We start from the raw sequence: 16,204 nt of genomic DNA on the forward strand, positions 1-16,204 counted from the left end.
CCCCATTTTTTTCAAGCTGATCAACCGATTGAGAGAAGTTGGTACAGCCTGTGCAAACGTTTGCGGAACGAACTTGGCAACCAGGTTCACCTTTACCCGAAGAATCGGGTTCAAACCGCGTACGAATAGGGATTTTCAATGCACCCCACCTCAAGGCGTCCTGCTTCCCTTGGTGTTTCTTTGCTACTGGCCGCCGTTACGGGAGTACTCAGCGCCCCCCTTTTGGCGCAGGAAACACCCATCGATGACTCAGCACAGGGCGAAACACTGAGCCCCGACACGAAAAACCCTGAAGCCAGCCCGGCGAAAAAAGGCGTCTATCTGTCGGAATGGTTCAACCAGGACCTCACACTGATCGGCAGCAAAGACATCAGCTTCGGCCCCAAGCCACAGGATGATGTCTACCTGGAATACGAGTACTTCGGCCGCAAGGGCCCGTTCGAGCTGTACGGCTACATCGATGTGCCGAAGATCCTCGGCATCGGTAACAGTAATGACAAAGGCGTGTGGGACCATGGCTCGCCGGTGTTCATGGAACACGAGCCGCGCATCTCCATCGACTACCTGGCGGGCCGCAGCCTGGCCATCGGGCCGTTCAAGGAATGGTATGTGGCGTTCGACTGGATCTACGACCACGGCAGCAACAAGGCCAACCGCGCCAACACCTTGTACAGCGGCTTGGGCACCGACATCGACACCCACTCGCGGGTCAACCTGTCGGCGAACTTCTATGGCCGTTACCAGTGGGAAAACTATGGCGCCAGCAACGAGTATTCGTGGGATGGCTACCGCGCGCAGATGAAGTACATCGTGCCCATCAGCAGCTTCGACAACGGCGCCTCGCTGACCTACATCGGCTTCACTAACTACGATTTTGGCTCGGACCTGCACAAGGACAATCCGGCGCGTACCGCCAACTCGGTCGTGGCCACCAACGTGCTGCTGTATTCGTTCACCCACCTGCGTTTTACCCTGGTCGGCCGTTACTTCCATAACGGCGGCAACTGGGAAGATGGCAGCGAGTTGAATTTCGGCGAGGGCAACTTCCGCGCCCGTTCCGACGGCTGGGGTTACTACGCCGGCGTGGGTTACCAATTCTGATCAAGGAGCTTTACATGAACGTGTTTACCCGTCTCTCGATTGCCGTGGGCCTGGCCCTGCTGGCCCCTGCGGTATTGGCCGATACGCCGGCGCCGATCAAGCCCAAGGTGATGCTGATCACCATGTTCGCCCCCGAGGCGCAAACCTGGGTCGATCGCCTGGAACTCAAGCGGGAAGTCCGCGTGCCGGGCTTGTCCGCCGAATATCCGGTGATTCGCTGCAACACCCAGGACGTGTGCCTGCTGGTCACCGGCATGGGCCAGACCAATGCCGCCGCGTCCACCCTGGCGCTGGCCTTGTCGCCCAAGTTCGACCTGCGCCAGAGTTATTTCCTGATCGCAGGGATCGCGGGTATCAGCCCTAAACACGGCACTATCGGCACGGCGGCCTGGGCCCATTACCTGGTGGAATTCGGTACCCAGTGGGAACTGGATTCGCGGGACGCGCCAAAGGACTGGCCGACCGGTTACATCGGCATCAACACCAAGGGGCCCAACGAAAAACCACCGTTGGACTACAAGACCGAAGTGTTTGAGCTCAACCCCAAGTTGCAGGCTAAGGCGTTTGCTTTGTCGCAAAACGTCGAACTGACCGAAAGCAAGGAATCCAGCGCCTGGCGCAAGCACTACCCTGCCGCACCGGCCAACCAACCGCCGCAAGTCACCCGCTGCGACACCCTGGCGGGCAATACCTGGTTCTCCGGCACACGCCTGAGCGAGCGCGCCGAGGTCTGGACCAAGCTGCTGACGGACAACAAGGGCGAGTACTGCACCACCCAGCAGGAAGACAACTCCACCTATGAAGCCCTGCTGCGTGCCAGCCGTGAAGGTTTGGTGGATATCCAGCGCCTGGCGGTGGTGCGCGCCGGCTCCGACTTCGACCGGCCGTACCCTGGCTACAGCGAAGTGGACAACCTGCTGAAATACGCAGACCAGGGCGGCTTTGTACCGGCGCTGGAGAACCTGTACCGCACGGGCAACCCGCTGGTGCAGGCGATTCTGAAGAACTGGTCGGCGTGGGAAAAAGGCGTTCCCGAGGCCTGATGATCCCCTGTAGGAGCCGGCTTGCCGGCGATGGCGTCCTCGAAATCGCCATCGCCGCGGTGCGACGACTCGACAAGCCGGCTCCTACAAGGATGTGTCAGGGCAGGAAGATAATCTTGTCCGCACTGCCGCTGTTCACTTCTTCATAGCACTGCAAACCGTCGGCCAGCGCCACTTCGCGCAGGCCGCTTGGCAGGGGCAGCAAGCCCTCGTCAAAGAAGCCGCCGAACTGCTCCAGCATCACAGCGCACTGCTGGCAGTTGTAGAGCAATGAATTGATCCCCACCACCGAACCACCCTTGCGGTACAACGCCAGCGCCGGCAATTGCACGTGGCCGTCAACCGGTGCGGCGATGATCGCGATACGCCCGAACGGCGCCAAGCCAGCAACCGCCGCCGGCAGCCAGAAACCCGTGGTGTCGAAGATCACCTCGGCGCCGCCCTTGAACACCGCATTCACCTGCGCGCCCAACGCCTCCGGCTCTCCCAGGGTGATTGCATCAAAGCCTTGCGCCTTCAGCACCTCGACCTGATCCGCCTTGCGCACCGCGCCCAACACTTCGGCACCGAGAATCTTGGCCAGCGCCAATGCTGCGCTGCCCACCGCCCCGTTCGCGCCGATCACCAACAAGCGCGTGCCCTGAGTAACGCCGCTGCGCGCCAGTGCATCCCAGGCGGTGGTGTATGGCACGCCAAGGCTGGCGGCCTGGGCAAAGCTCAGGTGGGTCGGTTTATGCGCCACGCCTTCGGCGGCCACCGTGAGGTACTGGGCGTGGGAGCCATCGGCAAAAAAGCCGAGGTCGCGGCCAGTGCCCCACACTTCCTGGCCGATCAGCGCTTGCGGGCCGTCCACCACAACGCCGGCGAAGTCACGCCCGGGAATGCGCGGCAATGTGGTGTACGGGAAGCGGCCGAGCACGTTTTTCACGTCGCTGGGGTTCAGGCCGGCCGCCTTGACCTGCACCAGCACCTCACCGGCAGCGGGCACCGGGGTGGCGACGTCGACAAAGCGCAGGGACGAAAGATCGCCGGTGGCGGAAAATTGCAGTGCTTTCATGGCCAATATCCATCGAAGAGAAGGAAAGAATTCAGGACAACCAACCGCTGACCAGCTGCCGGCCCACGGGCCAGAGCTTTTCACCCAGCAGCATGCCCATCAGGCCCACCAGGGCGATGGCGGGTGGCGCGGGCGAACGGAAATCCAGGGCACCGTAGATCACGCCGACCAATAGGCCGATGGCGAGGGAAATCAGGTAGTTCATGGGGGTCATGCCAGTTGGGTGGATGGGCTCAGTGTAGAGAGCCCATTGCTGAAGCATCGGCCAAGTGCTTCAGGATTTCGGCCAAACCCTCAACCGACGTACTGCGAAGGCGCCACGCCGAGCGCGCGACGGAACATGTCGCTGAAACTGCTGGGCGAGTACCCCAGGGAGCGGGCGATGCCGCTGACGGACTGGCCCTGGATCAGCTCCGCCACCGCCGTGGCCAGTTGCACCTGGCGGCGCCATTCGGCAAAGCCCATGCCCAGATGGGTCTGGAACAGGCGCGACAAGGTGCGCACGCTGGCACCGGCGGCTTCGGCGTGCTGTTCGAACGGGATTTCCAGGGACGGCGCCGCCATCACCGCCTGGCAGGCATTCACCAGTCGCCGGTCGGCCTCCACTGGCATGGCGATGCGGATCTGCGAACGGCGTGCCCGTTGCAGTTCCAACAGGGCCAGGCTGACCACCGCATCGTAATACGCTGGCTCGCCGTTATCGCCCTGATCGACCAGGGTGACGATCAGCTCGCGCAACAACCCGCCCACCTCGATCACCTGCACCTGGCGGTCCAGCGTCGCCGCCAGCGCCGGGCGCAGGTAGATATTGCGCATCTGCAGGTCCGAGACCACGCGGATCCCATGCTCCACCCCCGGCGGTAGCCACACCGCACGCTGCGGCGGCACCACCAGGGCTTCGCGGGGCGTTTCGACCCACATCACCCCGCTCATGGCATACAGCAACTGGCCCCAATCGTGGCTGTGGGGTTCCACATACAACCCACGCGGGTAGGTGCGCGCCAACGGTTGCACGGGGACGGCGTGATCAGAGAGGTCGGGAGGTGCGGCCAGGGCCATGAAGAAGGCATCGATCAAGGGTGAGCGGCCATGGTAATGACCGCCACCGGATAATCCGAGCGGATTTTTACAGGTTTCAGCCGTGGGCCGATTTGGCGCACTCGCAACCCGACGCCGAGGCGCAGGGCTCGCCATGGGCATGGTGCTCGGCGCAGCCTTTGCAGCAATAGCCTTTACCGTCCTTCATCACCGCATCCTTGCCCAGTACGCACTTGCAATGGGGGCAGGCACAGGTTTTATCAGCCATGGTCAGACTCCTTTTTCATGGTCGTCCAGGTGCAGCGGGCGCCACACCTTAAGCAGTGACTATAGGCAAGCCATCCGGGTTCAGCGCCGTTAATCGGCCAGACGGCTATTGCTGCGGTACATGAACACCAGCGCCAGCGCCAACAGCAGCATCGCCACGAGTCGGCTGCCCGACAGTTCGATGGCCGGGTTGCCCAGCCAGCCGAAATTATCGATCAGCATGCCCATGCCCAACTGCCCGACGATCACCGCCACCGTCGCCACGGCCGTGCCCACCACCGGCACCGCACCGACCATCACCATCATGTACACCACGCCAAACAAGGCACCGGTGAGTTGCCATTTCGGTACGTCCAGCAGGCTGATGGCCTGGGCCGGTTCAAAGAAGAAAATCAGCAGCGCCGTGCTGATTGCACCGACCGCAAAGGTCAGCAAGCTGCTGCGCAATACGCCCACCGCCTGGCCCAAACGCCCGTTGATCGCGGCTTGCACGCTCAAGACCGCGCCTGCGGCGATCACCAACACCAACAACAAAATCAGATTCATCGCCTTACCCTCGTGCAATCAGAACAAGTGCCGCCACAATCAACGCCAGGGCAATCCAGCGCTCGCCATTGACCCGCTTGCGCTGGGTGCCGAACCAGCCGAAGTGGTCGATCAACACGCTCTTGCCCACCTGCCCTGACAGGATCGCGATCATGGTCATCGCGATACCGATGTGCGGCGTGGCGAGGGTCAACACCACCACATACATCGGCCCCAGGAACCCGCCGATCAACTGCCAGCGTGGCAAGTCGGTCAACGCCGGGCCTTTTTGCGGGCCACTGAACAGCAGCAACAGAAACAAAATCGCCGTACCGACCCCGAAAATGCTCAGGGTTGCCCACAAATGCCCTACTTGCACACCCAACGGCCCGAGCAACCCGGCCTCTACCGACAGGCCCATGCCCGCCAAGATCACCAGCGGCAACAACAGCAGCCGCAAAAAGTTTTTTTTCGGCGTGGCCGAAGCCGCACCCGCCATGGAACTCGCTTGCATACATCACCTGCGCATCAAAGAAAGGAAACATGGCGCGCATTATCCAGTGGCCGTGCTGTGCGATAAATGGGAGCATGCAGACAACACCTTTGCGCAAAACGCACAGCCTGGAGACCACGATGCAGGGCTTGAATGAACTGAGTTTCAAGGCGCTTCGACTGTTTGTCGCGGTACTCGACCACGGCAGCTTTTCTGAAGTCGCCCGCCGCGAGAGCCTGGCGCCCTCCTCCATCTCCCGGCAGATCCAGTTGATGGAACAGGCGCTCGGCCAACAGTTGTTGTACCGGCACACTCGCGCGGTGAGCCCCACCGAAGCCGGCCGCGTGCTCGGGCGCCATGCGCGCTTGATGCTCGAACAACTGGAAAGCGCCAGCCAGGCCCTGCAGGAGCAGGAGCGCGAGCCCAGCGGCCTGGTGCGCATCAACGCGCCGATGGTGTTCGGCCAGCGCCACCTGTCGCCGTGGCTCGGCGAACTCTGCCGGCGTTACCCGAAGTTGCAGCTGGATATCCAGCAGACCGACACCTACGTCGACCCGCTGCAAGACGGCACCGACCTGCTGTTTCGCATCGGCGTACTCAACGATTCCAGCATGCAGGCGCGCATCTTCGCCCCCCAACGCTTTCGCATCGCCGCAAGCCCGGCTTACCTGGCCCGGCATGGCACACCCCGGCACCCCGACGAACTGGCCCACCACCAATGCCTGGCCTACAAAGGCATCACCGGCCAGCAACGCTGGTTCTTCCGCCGCGACCAGGGCGACTGGACCCCGTATAGCGTGAAAGGCCCCATCACCGGCAACCACGCCGACACCCTCACCCACGCCGCCGAACAAGGCCTGGGGCTGGTGGTGTTTCCGTCCTGGCTGATCGGCGGAGGCCTGCGCGCAGGCACCTTGCAGGCGGTGCTCACTGAATACGAAGTGGCGACCACACTGGAGCCGCAGCAGATTGCCGCACTATGGCCAGGCAGCCGCCGGCTGTCGCTGAAGGTGCGCACGGTGATTGATTATTTCGTGGAGTGTTTTGGGACGGTGCCGTATTGGGATCGGTGAGCGATCGGGGTCACATGGCTCACGCTGTTTGAGGAAACGTCCGAGGGCAAAACGTAGGCAAGTTCTGTTTTTGTGGGCCACTATTTTTGGGCGAATGACGCTACCGGCACAATTCGATGACTTCCACTCTTGGATAGCCATCATGACTGCAACACGTTCGGCAATTTCCGTCACTCTACGTCAAGCAAAAGCCGGCCTCTCAGAGTTGGTTGCCCAGGCCGCTGCCGGTGAAACAATCATAATCACCAGACAAGGCAGAGCCATTGCTCGCCTTATAGCCGCTGAACAATCAGCAACGCAACGGATCGGGGCGATGAAAGGAAAGCTGGTTCTTCCTGACAAATTCGACGAACGCTTACCAAGCGAGCTACTGCATGAATTCTACGGGTGAACCAGTCAAACGATCAAAACACCCACTGCCCAATCAACCAGGCATTCGCCCCACTGATCACCGCGAACAAAAACCACGCCAACAGCTTCGTGGGCCAGCGATTCACGAACGGCCCCATCAATTGCTCGTCGCCGGTCATACGGATCAACGGGTACAGCGCAAACGGCAGCTGCAGGCTGAGCACGACCTGACTGAGGATCAGCAGTTTGCCAATGGCGTCGTCGCCCATCAGCCACACGCCGAGGAACGCGGGGATCAGTGCGAGCCCGCGGGTAATGAGGCGGCGTTGCCAGCAGGGAATCCGCAGGTTGAGGTAGCCCTCCATGATCACCTGGCCGGCGATGGTGCCGGTAAAGGTGGAGCTTTGCCCGGAAGCCAGCAAGGCGACGCCGAACAGGATGCTGGCGAACGCGCCGCCCACCAGGGGATCGAGCAAGTGGTAGGCGTCCTGGATCTCGACCACATCGGCATGGCCGGTGTTATGGAAGGCGGCTGCGGCGAGCACCAGGATCGCGGCGTTGACCAGCAAGGCCAGGGCCAGAGAGCCGATGGTGTCGATCCGTGCCAGCTTGACGGCGTCCCGCTTGCTGGCGAGGTCCTTGCCGATCAGGCGGGTTTGCACGATCGACGTGTGCAGGTAGAGGTTATGCGGCATCACCGTGGCGCCCAGAATACCGATGGCCAGGTACAGCGGCGCGGCATCGCTGATGGCCGACAAGGACGGCGCGAAGCCGCTGAGCACGTCCGGCCAATACGGTTTGATCAGTACCAGTTCAATGAAGAAGCACACGCCGATGGTGGCCACCAGCGCCAGCATGATCGCTTCCAGGCGGCGGAACCCACGGTTCTGGAGGGCCAGGATCAGCAACGTATCAAAGGCGGTAATGACAATGCCGGTGGTCAGTGAGACGCCCAGCAGCAAGTGAAACGCCAGGGCACAGCCCAGCACTTCGGCAAGGTCAGTGGCAATGATCGATATTTCCGCCAACACCCATTGGGTGCGAGCCGAGCGCTGGCTATAGCGTTCGCGCGACAGCTGCGCCAGGTCCTTGCCGGTGGCGATGCCCAGCCGCGAACACAGGCACTGCACCGCCATGCCCGCCAGGCTGGCCAGCAACACCACGAACAACAGGCTGTAGCCATAGCGTGAGCCCGCCTCGATGGCGGTGGCCCAGTTGCCGGGGTCCATGTAGCCGATGGAGATCAACAGGCCGGGGCCGGCGAACATCAGCATCCGCTTGAAAAACGAAGCCTTGGGGTCGACGGCGACGGAGCCGGCCACTTCTGGCGGGCAAAACGGGGCGGTAGCGATTTTCGGCAGGCTGAATTTCACGCAGTATCCCAGGCAAACACACAAGACAGGGAAACAGCTTATCAGTCAGACGCGACCGTGCGCATCACCGTGTCCCGGGGCAGGTCGAACGCCTCCACCACTTGCACCACCAGGTCCATCTCCTGGTTCAACGCCTCGCGTTCCATGCGTTGGCGAATCACGCCCACCACCAACACCGCCAGGGTGGTGATCGAGTAAGCCGGGCCGGAAAACGCCCGCACACTGCTCACCAGCAACATCGCCGCCGCCAAGGCCTGGCCCACCACCGGAATGGCCGTGGCCGCCCCGCGCCGCAGCATGAACCCGGTGAGTCCCGCCAGGGCCGTGCCGCTCAAGGCGGTCGTCGCCGAGCGGCCCACGTCGAAGCGATTGAACACACCCTGCTCTTTCTGCGCCGCCGCCTTCAGTTCGGCGTCGAAGGCCTGGCGGTCGGCGCGGCTGAGTTTGTCCTTGTATTGCTCGATGAGTGTTTCCGCGACCTGTGCCTCAATGTCTGCCAGCGCCACACTGTCGAGCGGTTCATCGAACTTGATTCCCAGGCGCTGCGCTACATCTTCGGCGATCTGCCGATAACTCACGCCATGGCCACGGGCCAGGTTCATGAACGTGTCGCCGCCCATGCGCTGCAGTTCAATCGCCAGCTTCAACGGTTCGCGCACGCTGGCATCAATCGACGCACTGCGCTTTTGCGCCATCAGCTCGGCGAGAAACTTCAGTTCTTCGGGGCGGGCCTGCACCAGCGCCGGGAACAACTCGACGTCCTCCTCGGCAAACCGCACCTCAGCACTGCGCTGATCAGAGCGAATCAGGCCGCGACGTTCCTGCAACAGGTCGGTGTATTGCACCACCGTCTTCAACTGCGGCCAGTACGCGGCATGGTCGAAGGTGGCCAGGTGCACATTGGTCACCTTGGCCTTGAGCGCCGGGGTCAGCGGGATTGCATAACGGCCGATGCAGCGCTCGGTGTCCGGCTTCATCGCCAGCGCCCAGTCCTTGCTGGAATGGCAGTTGATCACGCGCCCCTTGAGCGGCGCCGACACCTCGTCCCAAGGGCTCGACGTACAAATCGCACCGCCCATCAACAGCAGGTTGTTCAGCGGCAGCTCACGGGCGATATCCGGGCGAGCCAGCACACTCTTGACCAGGATGCGCGCCCCCAGGGAGTGCCCGATCAGGTTGATGCGCCGCACCGGCAACGCTTCGGCGTGCAGGTAACCGGCCAGCTCCGGCAACAGGGTCTTGGCCACTTCATCGACACGGGCCTCGACACTTTTGTAGTGGTCGAGAAAATACGCGATGGCCTTGCCCACGCCCACAGTGGCCGCGCCCAGGCCACCACCGCCGAGCATCGAACCTATCACCTCCTTGAACGGGGCAAACAGGTTCTCCAGAAAATGCCCCGCCGGCCAGAACAGCATCAGGTTGGTCGAGCCTTCGATGCTGGCCAATTGGTCTTTGAAGCTGCCCAATTGCTGGCGGTTAAAGAACGCCGAGTAACCGTGAACGTAGAGATTGAGCACATCCCCCTGGGGCTCGCCACACAACACAAAGGTGGGCTTGCGGGTGCGGTGCATTTCATCCCACTGGTGCTGCATGGGCCGGTGACTCCTGGTGACGATGGAGGGCGATACTACCAAAGCGCGGCCGCAAAAGAGGTGAATCCTGACCGACGTGTTGAAGATTCAGAACAACGCGGCCGCCTTCGACTTGGCCAGGTAGCGCGCCGGCGACTCGCCCAGGTTGCGCCGGAACATCGAGGTAAAGGCGCTGGAACTGCTGAACCCCAACTCCAACGCCACCGCCGTGATCGAGGCGCCATGACTCAGGCGCGCCGTGGCTTCCAGCAGGCAGACTTGCTGGCGCCAGGCGACGAACGTCATGCCGGTGCTTTCGAGAAAATGGCGGGTGAAGGTGCGCCGGCTCATGTTCGACCAGGCGGCCATTTCATCCAGGGAAATGGTTTGCGTGGGCGCCTCCAGAAAGCGCTGGCAGGCCTGGGCCAGGCGTGGTTCGCCGGGCAGCGGCGCACTCAGGGGTAGCTCGGGCATGGCGCCCATTTCATCGATCAACAGCGTCAGCACACAGCGCTGTCGCTCACTGGCAGGCGCCGACGGCTCGAATGCCAGCGCCGCCTGCAGCAGATGGCGCAACAGTGGCGATACCTCGAAGACCTGGCAACGCGCCTGCAAACCGGCGCGCTCGGCGGCCTGGTCGTCCAGGTAAGTGTTGAGCATCACCACCTCGCCGCGCATGTGCATCTCATGGGGCACGCCGGCGGGCACCCAGATCGCCCGCTGCGGCGGGACCACCCAATTGCCGAGGTCGGTGAACATCTTCAGTGCGCCGGTGGAGGCATACGCAAACTGGCCACGCGGGTGGGTGTGCCGTGGGAAGACGGTGCCGCACGGGTATTCACGCAGGGTGACCAGCGCTTCGGGGACATGGGCATCAAAGGTCGGAATCATGGCCCGATAATGTCAAAGCATGGCCCGACATAGCAAGCGGGCCATCCGGCAGCGCCCTAACCTGTTCGCCATCGAACAGCCCTGCCTGCCCCAAGGATTTCCCATGCACAAGAAACACCTCGCCCTGGCCGTACTCGTCACGCTGATCTGGGGCTTGAACTTTCCCATCACAAAACTGGGCCTGCGCTCGATCGACCCCTTTGTGCTCACGGGCATCCGCTTTGCCCTCGCCGCCTTGCCCCTGGTGTTCTTCATCAAGCGCCCCCGCGTCAACTTCGGCTATGTCGCCGCCTACGGCGTGATCTTCGGCCTGGGCATGTGGGGCGTGATCAATTACGGCATCCAGGTCGGCGTCAGCCCGGGCATTGCTTCGCTGATCATTCAACTCAGCGTGTTTTTCACCCTGGGCTGGGGCTGCGTGTTGTTCAACGAAAAGATACGCGGCAGCCAGTGGGTGGGCGCCCTGCTCGCGCTGATCGGCCTGGGTGGCATCATCGCCACGCAACAGGGTGAGCATGCGGTGCTGGGGGTGATGATGATCGTGTTTAGTGCTCTGGCCTGGAGCGTCGGCAACGTGATCATCAAGCAATCGGGGGTCAAGGAGATCTTCTCGTTCATGGTATGGGCCAGCCTGTTTCCGCCCATCCCACTGGGGCTCATGGCCTGGTGGCTGCACGGCAGCGCGTCGTTCGCCCAGGTGCAGGTCAGCCTTGACCTGACCGCCGTGCTGTCGATCCTGTTCCAGGTGTACCTGGCCACGCACGTGGCCTACTGGGGCTGGAATTCGCTGCTCAAGACCTACCCGGTGTCCACCGTGGCGCCCCTGTCGTTGCTGATTCCCGTGTTCGGCATCGCTAGTTCCGTATTGATCCTCGGCGAGCAGGTCAGCACCACCGAGCTGATCGCCATCGCAATCATCATCACCGGCCTCGCCGTGGGCCTTTACCGCAAGCCAGCTCCGCGCGTGCCGCCCGATTGTGCACACCGATAGACAGTCATGGCAGAAAACCGGGATTTTTCCGCTGCAGCGTGTTCACTAGGATTCACAGGGTCTTCCATTGACCCGAGGTCACCCCCATGAGCACACCTGAATTCTTTGTCACCCCAGGTTATGGCGATTACATGCGCGAGCACCTGCACTATTCCCAGGCGGTGAAAGTCGGCAATCGCATTGAAACCTCAGGCCAGGGCGGCTGGGACGATGAGTTCCAGATCCCTACCGACCTGGCCGAAGAAATCGCCCAGGCCTTTCACAACCTGGAGCGTACCCTCGCCAGCGCAGGCGCCGGTTGGGAGCATGTGATCCACGTCAACTCCTACCACGTCGGCGGCTTCCCGCCCGACGTCAACGAGGCAATGGTCAAGCAGTACCGCCGCTACATGCCCAACCATGCGCCCATCTGGACCCAGGTCGGCGTCGAAGCCTTGGGGTTGCCCACCATGCGCGTGGAGATCCGGGTGACGGCCATCATTCCTTGACGCCGAAGGTGCGGATCACCCACTCGGTAAACACCTTGAGCCGCGCACTCTGGTGGCGATTGGGCGGGTAAAGGATGTGCAGCGGCGTGGGCGGGCGTGACCAGTCCGGCAACACGCGGATCAACTGGCCCGCATCGATGTAGTACTGCACGATTGATGTGAAGTGCTGCCCGACGCCCAGCCCGGCGAGCAGCATTTCCTTGAGCCCGTTGCCTTCGTTGGTCGAGAACGCGCAATCGCCCACTTCAATGCGCTGCTCACCTTTCTCGAAGATCAGGGGTTCAGGCTTGCCGGAACCTGCAAAAAAATAGCCCGCCCGCAGGTGGTTCTGCTCCAGGTCCTGCGGCGAAACCGGCAGGCCACGGCGCTGCAGATAGCTGGGCGCGGCGCAGGTCAGGTACTCCAGGTCGGCCACCTTGCGCCCGATCATCCCCATGTCCTCAAGCTTACCGGCCCGGATCACACAGTCGGCCCCCTCCCCAACGATGTTTACCGCACGGTCGCTGATCCCCAGGGCAACCGTGATATCCGGGTACTCGCGATGAAAATCCACCAGCGCGGGGATCAACAGGCAATTGGCAAACGACGCCGGCGCATCCACCCGCAAATGCCCACGGGGCTTGAGGATCTGCCCACGGGCCAGGCTGTCCACTTCATCCAGCTCCGTCACCAGGCGCCGTGCATGCCCGTAATACTCCAGCCCTTCAGCGGTGGGTGCCAGGGTGCGGGTGGTGCGGTGCATCAACTTGATGCCCAGGTGTTGTTCCAGGTCGGTGATCAGCTTGCTGACCGTGGAACGTGGCAGCGCCAACTGGTCGGACGCCCGGCTGAAGGAGCCGGTGTCGACGACACGGACGAAGGCACGCATGGCGAGGAGTTGGTTCACAGGGGTTATTCCGCGGGTGGGAGTGACGGCTATTGTCCACCAAGTTGCACAATACCGACACAACGCCGGGCAACAAAAAGCCCGGCACTCGGGCCGGGCTCCTGCCCATCACGGTTGCGCCTCTAGCAGGCGAAGTTGTCGATCCTGACCTGGCCATCCGGGAACGTTGCGATTATTTCCAGCTCCCCTCCCATCGCGCGGATGTAATCACGCAAGGTGCTGATGTACATGTCAGTGCGACGCTCCATCTTGGAGACTGCCGCCTGGTTGATGTTCAGCGCTTTGGCCAGGCTCTCCTGGCTCAACTGCTGCGCCTTGCGCAGTTCATGCAACGGCATTTCCTTCAGGTGCTGACGCAGTATCTGCTCGGCATCGGCGCGCGCCTCAGGCGTCATGCGCGCTTGAAGGTCAGCGAATTTTTTAGCCATGGTTACGGCCCTCTTTACGCAATGTTTCCAAATGCACGTCATACAGCTTTTCTGCCATGGGAACGTGCACGTCGTACCAACGGTGCTGTGCAGTTTTATCGCCGCCAATCAACAGAACGGCACACCGCCTGGGATCGAATGCATACAACACCCGAAAAGGCCGACCTGCGTGCTGTACGCGCAACTCGCGCAAGTTGCCATGTCGAGTGCCCTTGATATCGCTGCTATGGGGAAAACGCAGGCCCGGCCCAAAAAGCCCAAGCAGGTCAACGCTGGCAGATACCGACGATTGCTCCCGTGCATCAAGACCGCCCCACCAGTCTGCGAATTCATCCGTGTATTCAATGTCCCAGACCATGCAAATATGCCACCCAAGGAATATAAACTCAAGGGCATAACTTTAGGATCACAGCGGCCTCTGTCACCACCCGGGTTTCTAGGCAAATTGTTTGTACATTCTTCAGCACGCACGTGCTTCCACACTCTCGGCGCTTGCAGGGTTCTTTGAATAGGATTCAAAAAATTCCAAAAAAAACCGCCCTTCCGGGCGGCTTAAGGAACTCGGCTTTGATCAGAAACCGAGGTAGAAATTGACAGTGACAACAACAGATCCTGTGAGCCAAAACGGTAGTCGACCCTCGAAAACGTCAGTGAATTAAATGGTATTAATACTTTCGTAAATGCCCTACAGGAATGGAGACCCACCCCACATCCATCGCTGCACGCGGCAAAAATACAATTATTCAAGATGTAAAAAGCGCTCTAATAGCCCCTGTTTTGATCCGCTTCAACGATCCTGGAGTTCGCAATGCCCCATGAAGGCAACCTGTTACAAGCAGCCGTGGTGTTCCTGCTCGCCGCCGTGCTGACCGTGCCCCTGGCCAAACGCCTGCAACTGGGTGCGGTGCTGGGTTATCTGTTCGCCGGTGTGATCATCGGCCCTTCGGTGCTGGGCCTGGTGGGCAACCCGCAAAGCGTCGCGCAGTTCTCTGAACTGGGCGTGGTGTTGCTGCTGTTTATCATCGGCCTGGAGCTGTCGCCCAAGCGTTTATGGGTGATGCGCAAGGCGGTGTTTGGCGTCGGCCTGGCCCAGGTGCTGCTCACCGGCCTGGTGATGGGCGTGGTGGCGCTGTGGATGTTTGGCCAATCGTGGAACAGCGCCATCGTGCTTGGCTTGGGCCTCGCGCTGTCATCCACCGCGTTTGGCCTGCAAAGCCTGGCCGAGCGCAAAGAACTCAACCAGCCCCACGGCCGCCTGGCCTTTGCGATTTTGCTGTTTCAGGACATCGCCGCCATCCCGCTGATCGCCATGGTGCCGCTGCTGGCTGGCAGTGATCACCCGACCACAGAGGCCCAAGGCTTGCAGCATGTGCTGCAAATTCTCGGCAGCATCGCGGTGGTGATCATCGGCGGGCGCTACCTGCTGCGGCCGGTGTTTCGCATCGTGGCCAAGACCGGCCTGCGCGAAGTGTCCACCGCCACCGCGCTGCTGGTGGTGATTGGCACCGCCTGGCTGATGGAACTGGTGGGCGTGTCAATGGCCCTGGGTGCGTTCCTCGCCGGCCTGCTGCTGGCAGACTCCGAGTACCGCCACGAACTGGAATCCCAGATCGAACCGTTCAAGGGCCTGCTGCTGGGGCTGTTCTTCATCAGCGTGGGCATGGGCGCCAACCTCAGCCTGCTGCTCAGCACGCCGCTGGTGGTGATCGGCTTGACCCTGTTGCTGATCGGCCTGAAGCTGCCCCTGCTGTACGCCGTGGGCCGCCTGGTGGGCGACCTCAACCGCGAAAGCGCGCTGCGCCTGGGCGTGGTGCTGGCGGCGGGCGGTGAGTTTGCCTTTGTGGTGTTCAAGATCGGCCGCGACCAGGGCCTGTTCGACCCCCACCTGTACGACGTGCTGGTACTCACCATCACCCTGTCCATGGCGGTGACGCCACTGCTGTTACTGGTGTGCCCCAAGCTGTTCAAGCCCAAGGCCAAGCCGGTTGAAGTGCCCGAGGAATACCGCACCATCGAAAGCGATGCGCCCCGCGTGGTGATCGCCGGCATGGGCCGCATGGGCCAGATCGTCGCGCGTATTTTACGCGCGCAGAACATCTCGTTCATCGCCCTGGACACCTCGGTGGAAACCATCGAGCTGACCCGCAGTTTCGGCGGCATGCCGGTGTTCTACGGCGACCCGCAACGCCCCGAGATCCTGCACGCGGCCAAGGTTGACCAGGCGGAATTCTTTGTGATCGCCATGGACGACCCGGAAATCAACATCAAGACGGCGGAGCTGGTGCGCAACCTCTACCCGCACATGAAGATCATCGCCCGCGCCCGCAACCGCCAGCACGTTCACCGCCTGGTGGACCTGGACGCGTCACCGGTGCGCGAAACCTTCTACTCCAGCCTGGAAATGAGCCGCCGCACCCTGGTCGGCCTCGGCTTGACCCAGGCCCAGGCCGATGCGCGCATCACCCGCTTCAAGAACCACGACCTGCAAGTGCTGGCTGCCCAGCACGCGGTGTACGACGATGCGGCCAAGGTGATGCAAACCGCCCAGGAAGCCCGGACAGAACTGGCAAGGCTGTTTGAGATGGACCGGCTTGAGGAGGAGTCCGACAAGATGTGAGGCAGCAG

At 61.8% G+C, this 16,204-nt stretch carries 19 protein-coding genes; 7 read left to right on the top strand and 12 right to left on the bottom strand.

Annotated elements, in window-relative coordinates:
* Positions 1-138: 138 nt before the first annotated feature.
* Together AC07OV_RS16200 and AC07OV_RS16205 are read left to right on the top strand one after the other, a co-directional pair.
* The gene (locus tag AC07OV_RS16200; protein ID WP_494998949.1) at positions 139-1,101 is read left to right on the top strand and encodes a nucleoside-specific channel-forming protein Tsx; all 963 of its coding nucleotides are present in this window, start codon (positions 139-141) and stop codon (positions 1,099-1,101) included.
* Between the two features lie 14 nt (positions 1,102-1,115).
* Complete coding sequence (locus AC07OV_RS16205; RefSeq protein ID WP_494998948.1) at positions 1,116-2,144, top strand: purine-nucleoside phosphorylase; 1,029 nt, start codon at positions 1,116-1,118, stop codon at positions 2,142-2,144.
* Between the two features lie 97 nt (positions 2,145-2,241).
* Here AC07OV_RS16205 and AC07OV_RS16210 read toward each other — a convergent pair whose 3' ends face one another.
* The 6 genes from AC07OV_RS16210 to AC07OV_RS16235 all read right to left on the bottom strand — a co-directional run bounded on the left by AC07OV_RS16210 (position 2,242) and on the right by AC07OV_RS16235 (position 5,545).
* Positions 2,242-3,201, bottom strand: coding sequence for a quinone oxidoreductase family protein (locus AC07OV_RS16210; protein WP_495092569.1), 960 nt, complete (start codon positions 3,199-3,201; stop codon positions 2,242-2,244).
* A 31-nt stretch (positions 3,202-3,232) separates the two neighbouring features.
* Complete coding sequence (locus AC07OV_RS16215; protein WP_176996559.1) at positions 3,233-3,406, bottom strand: DUF1427 family protein; 174 nt, start codon at positions 3,404-3,406, stop codon at positions 3,233-3,235.
* Positions 3,407-3,495: 89 nt separating this feature from the next.
* On the bottom strand, positions 3,496-4,260 hold the full coding sequence (locus tag AC07OV_RS16220) for an AraC family transcriptional regulator (RefSeq protein WP_495092591.1): 765 nt from the start codon (positions 4,258-4,260) through the stop codon (positions 3,496-3,498).
* A gap of 76 nt (positions 4,261-4,336) precedes the next feature.
* On the bottom strand, positions 4,337-4,507 hold the full coding sequence (locus AC07OV_RS16225; protein ID WP_176996560.1) for a metallothionein: 171 nt from the start codon (positions 4,505-4,507) through the stop codon (positions 4,337-4,339).
* Between the two features lie 89 nt (positions 4,508-4,596).
* Complete coding sequence (locus tag AC07OV_RS16230; RefSeq protein WP_495092570.1) at positions 4,597-5,052, bottom strand: DMT family transporter; 456 nt, start codon at positions 5,050-5,052, stop codon at positions 4,597-4,599.
* 4 nt (positions 5,053-5,056) lie between these two features.
* Positions 5,057-5,545, bottom strand: a complete 489-nt coding sequence (locus tag AC07OV_RS16235; protein ID WP_495092571.1) for a DMT family transporter — start codon at positions 5,543-5,545, stop codon at positions 5,057-5,059.
* A gap of 119 nt (positions 5,546-5,664) precedes the next feature.
* Between AC07OV_RS16235 and AC07OV_RS16240 the strand changes: the two genes are divergently transcribed.
* Positions 5,665-6,597: a LysR family transcriptional regulator gene (locus tag AC07OV_RS16240; RefSeq protein ID WP_495092572.1), complete on the top strand. Its 933-nt coding sequence runs from the start codon at positions 5,665-5,667 to the stop codon at positions 6,595-6,597.
* 142 nt (positions 6,598-6,739) lie between these two features.
* Entirely contained in the window at positions 6,740-6,988 is a 249-nt protein-coding gene (locus AC07OV_RS16245; RefSeq protein ID WP_495092573.1) for a type II toxin-antitoxin system Phd/YefM family antitoxin, read from the top strand.
* A 13-nt stretch (positions 6,989-7,001) separates the two neighbouring features.
* Here AC07OV_RS16245 and AC07OV_RS16250 read toward each other — a convergent pair whose 3' ends face one another.
* The 3 genes from AC07OV_RS16250 to AC07OV_RS16260 all read right to left on the bottom strand — a co-directional run bounded on the left by AC07OV_RS16250 (position 7,002) and on the right by AC07OV_RS16260 (position 10,786).
* Positions 7,002-8,321 (bottom strand): Nramp family divalent metal transporter, encoded by a 1,320-nt coding sequence (locus AC07OV_RS16250; protein ID WP_176996565.1) that lies wholly within the window; start codon positions 8,319-8,321, stop codon positions 7,002-7,004.
* Positions 8,322-8,362: 41 nt separating this feature from the next.
* Entirely contained in the window at positions 8,363-9,916 is a 1,554-nt protein-coding gene (locus tag AC07OV_RS16255) for a DUF726 domain-containing protein (protein WP_495092574.1), read from the bottom strand.
* Positions 9,917-10,003: 87 nt separating this feature from the next.
* Positions 10,004-10,786 carry an AraC family transcriptional regulator gene (locus tag AC07OV_RS16260; protein ID WP_495092575.1) on the bottom strand — a complete coding sequence of 261 codons (783 nt, stop codon included), beginning with the start codon at positions 10,784-10,786 and terminating at the stop codon, positions 10,004-10,006.
* 103 nt (positions 10,787-10,889) lie between these two features.
* Between AC07OV_RS16260 and AC07OV_RS16265 the strand changes: the two genes are divergently transcribed.
* Both AC07OV_RS16265 and AC07OV_RS16270 read left to right on the top strand, forming a co-directional pair.
* Complete coding sequence (locus AC07OV_RS16265) at positions 10,890-11,777, top strand: EamA family transporter (RefSeq protein WP_176996568.1); 888 nt, start codon at positions 10,890-10,892, stop codon at positions 11,775-11,777.
* Between the two features lie 86 nt (positions 11,778-11,863).
* Positions 11,864-12,265: a RidA family protein gene (locus AC07OV_RS16270; RefSeq protein ID WP_176996569.1), complete on the top strand. Its 402-nt coding sequence runs from the start codon at positions 11,864-11,866 to the stop codon at positions 12,263-12,265.
* Here AC07OV_RS16270 and AC07OV_RS16275 read toward each other — a convergent pair.
* The 3 genes from AC07OV_RS16275 to AC07OV_RS16285 all read right to left on the bottom strand — a co-directional run bounded on the left by AC07OV_RS16275 (position 12,255) and on the right by AC07OV_RS16285 (position 13,937).
* Positions 12,255-13,151, bottom strand: coding sequence for a LysR family transcriptional regulator (locus tag AC07OV_RS16275; protein ID WP_495092576.1), 897 nt, complete (start codon positions 13,149-13,151; stop codon positions 12,255-12,257). The genes AC07OV_RS16270 and AC07OV_RS16275 overlap by 11 nt on opposite strands.
* A 122-nt stretch (positions 13,152-13,273) precedes the next feature.
* Entirely contained in the window at positions 13,274-13,579 is a 306-nt protein-coding gene (locus AC07OV_RS16280; RefSeq protein WP_495092577.1) for an XRE family transcriptional regulator, read from the bottom strand.
* Positions 13,572-13,937: a type II toxin-antitoxin system RelE/ParE family toxin gene (locus AC07OV_RS16285; RefSeq protein ID WP_495092578.1), complete on the bottom strand. Its 366-nt coding sequence runs from the start codon at positions 13,935-13,937 to the stop codon at positions 13,572-13,574. The genes AC07OV_RS16280 and AC07OV_RS16285 overlap by 8 nt, the downstream gene beginning before the upstream one ends.
* A gap of 450 nt (positions 13,938-14,387) precedes the next feature.
* On the opposite strand from AC07OV_RS16285, the gene AC07OV_RS16290 reads away from it, so the two are divergent.
* Positions 14,388-16,196 carry a monovalent cation:proton antiporter-2 (CPA2) family protein gene (locus tag AC07OV_RS16290; protein ID WP_495092579.1) on the top strand — a complete coding sequence of 603 codons (1,809 nt, stop codon included), beginning with the start codon at positions 14,388-14,390 and terminating at the stop codon, positions 16,194-16,196.
* The last annotated feature ends 8 nt before the right edge of the window (positions 16,197-16,204 follow it).

It is taken from the genome of Pseudomonas sp. GW821-FHT09A09, from assembly GCF_059418405.1.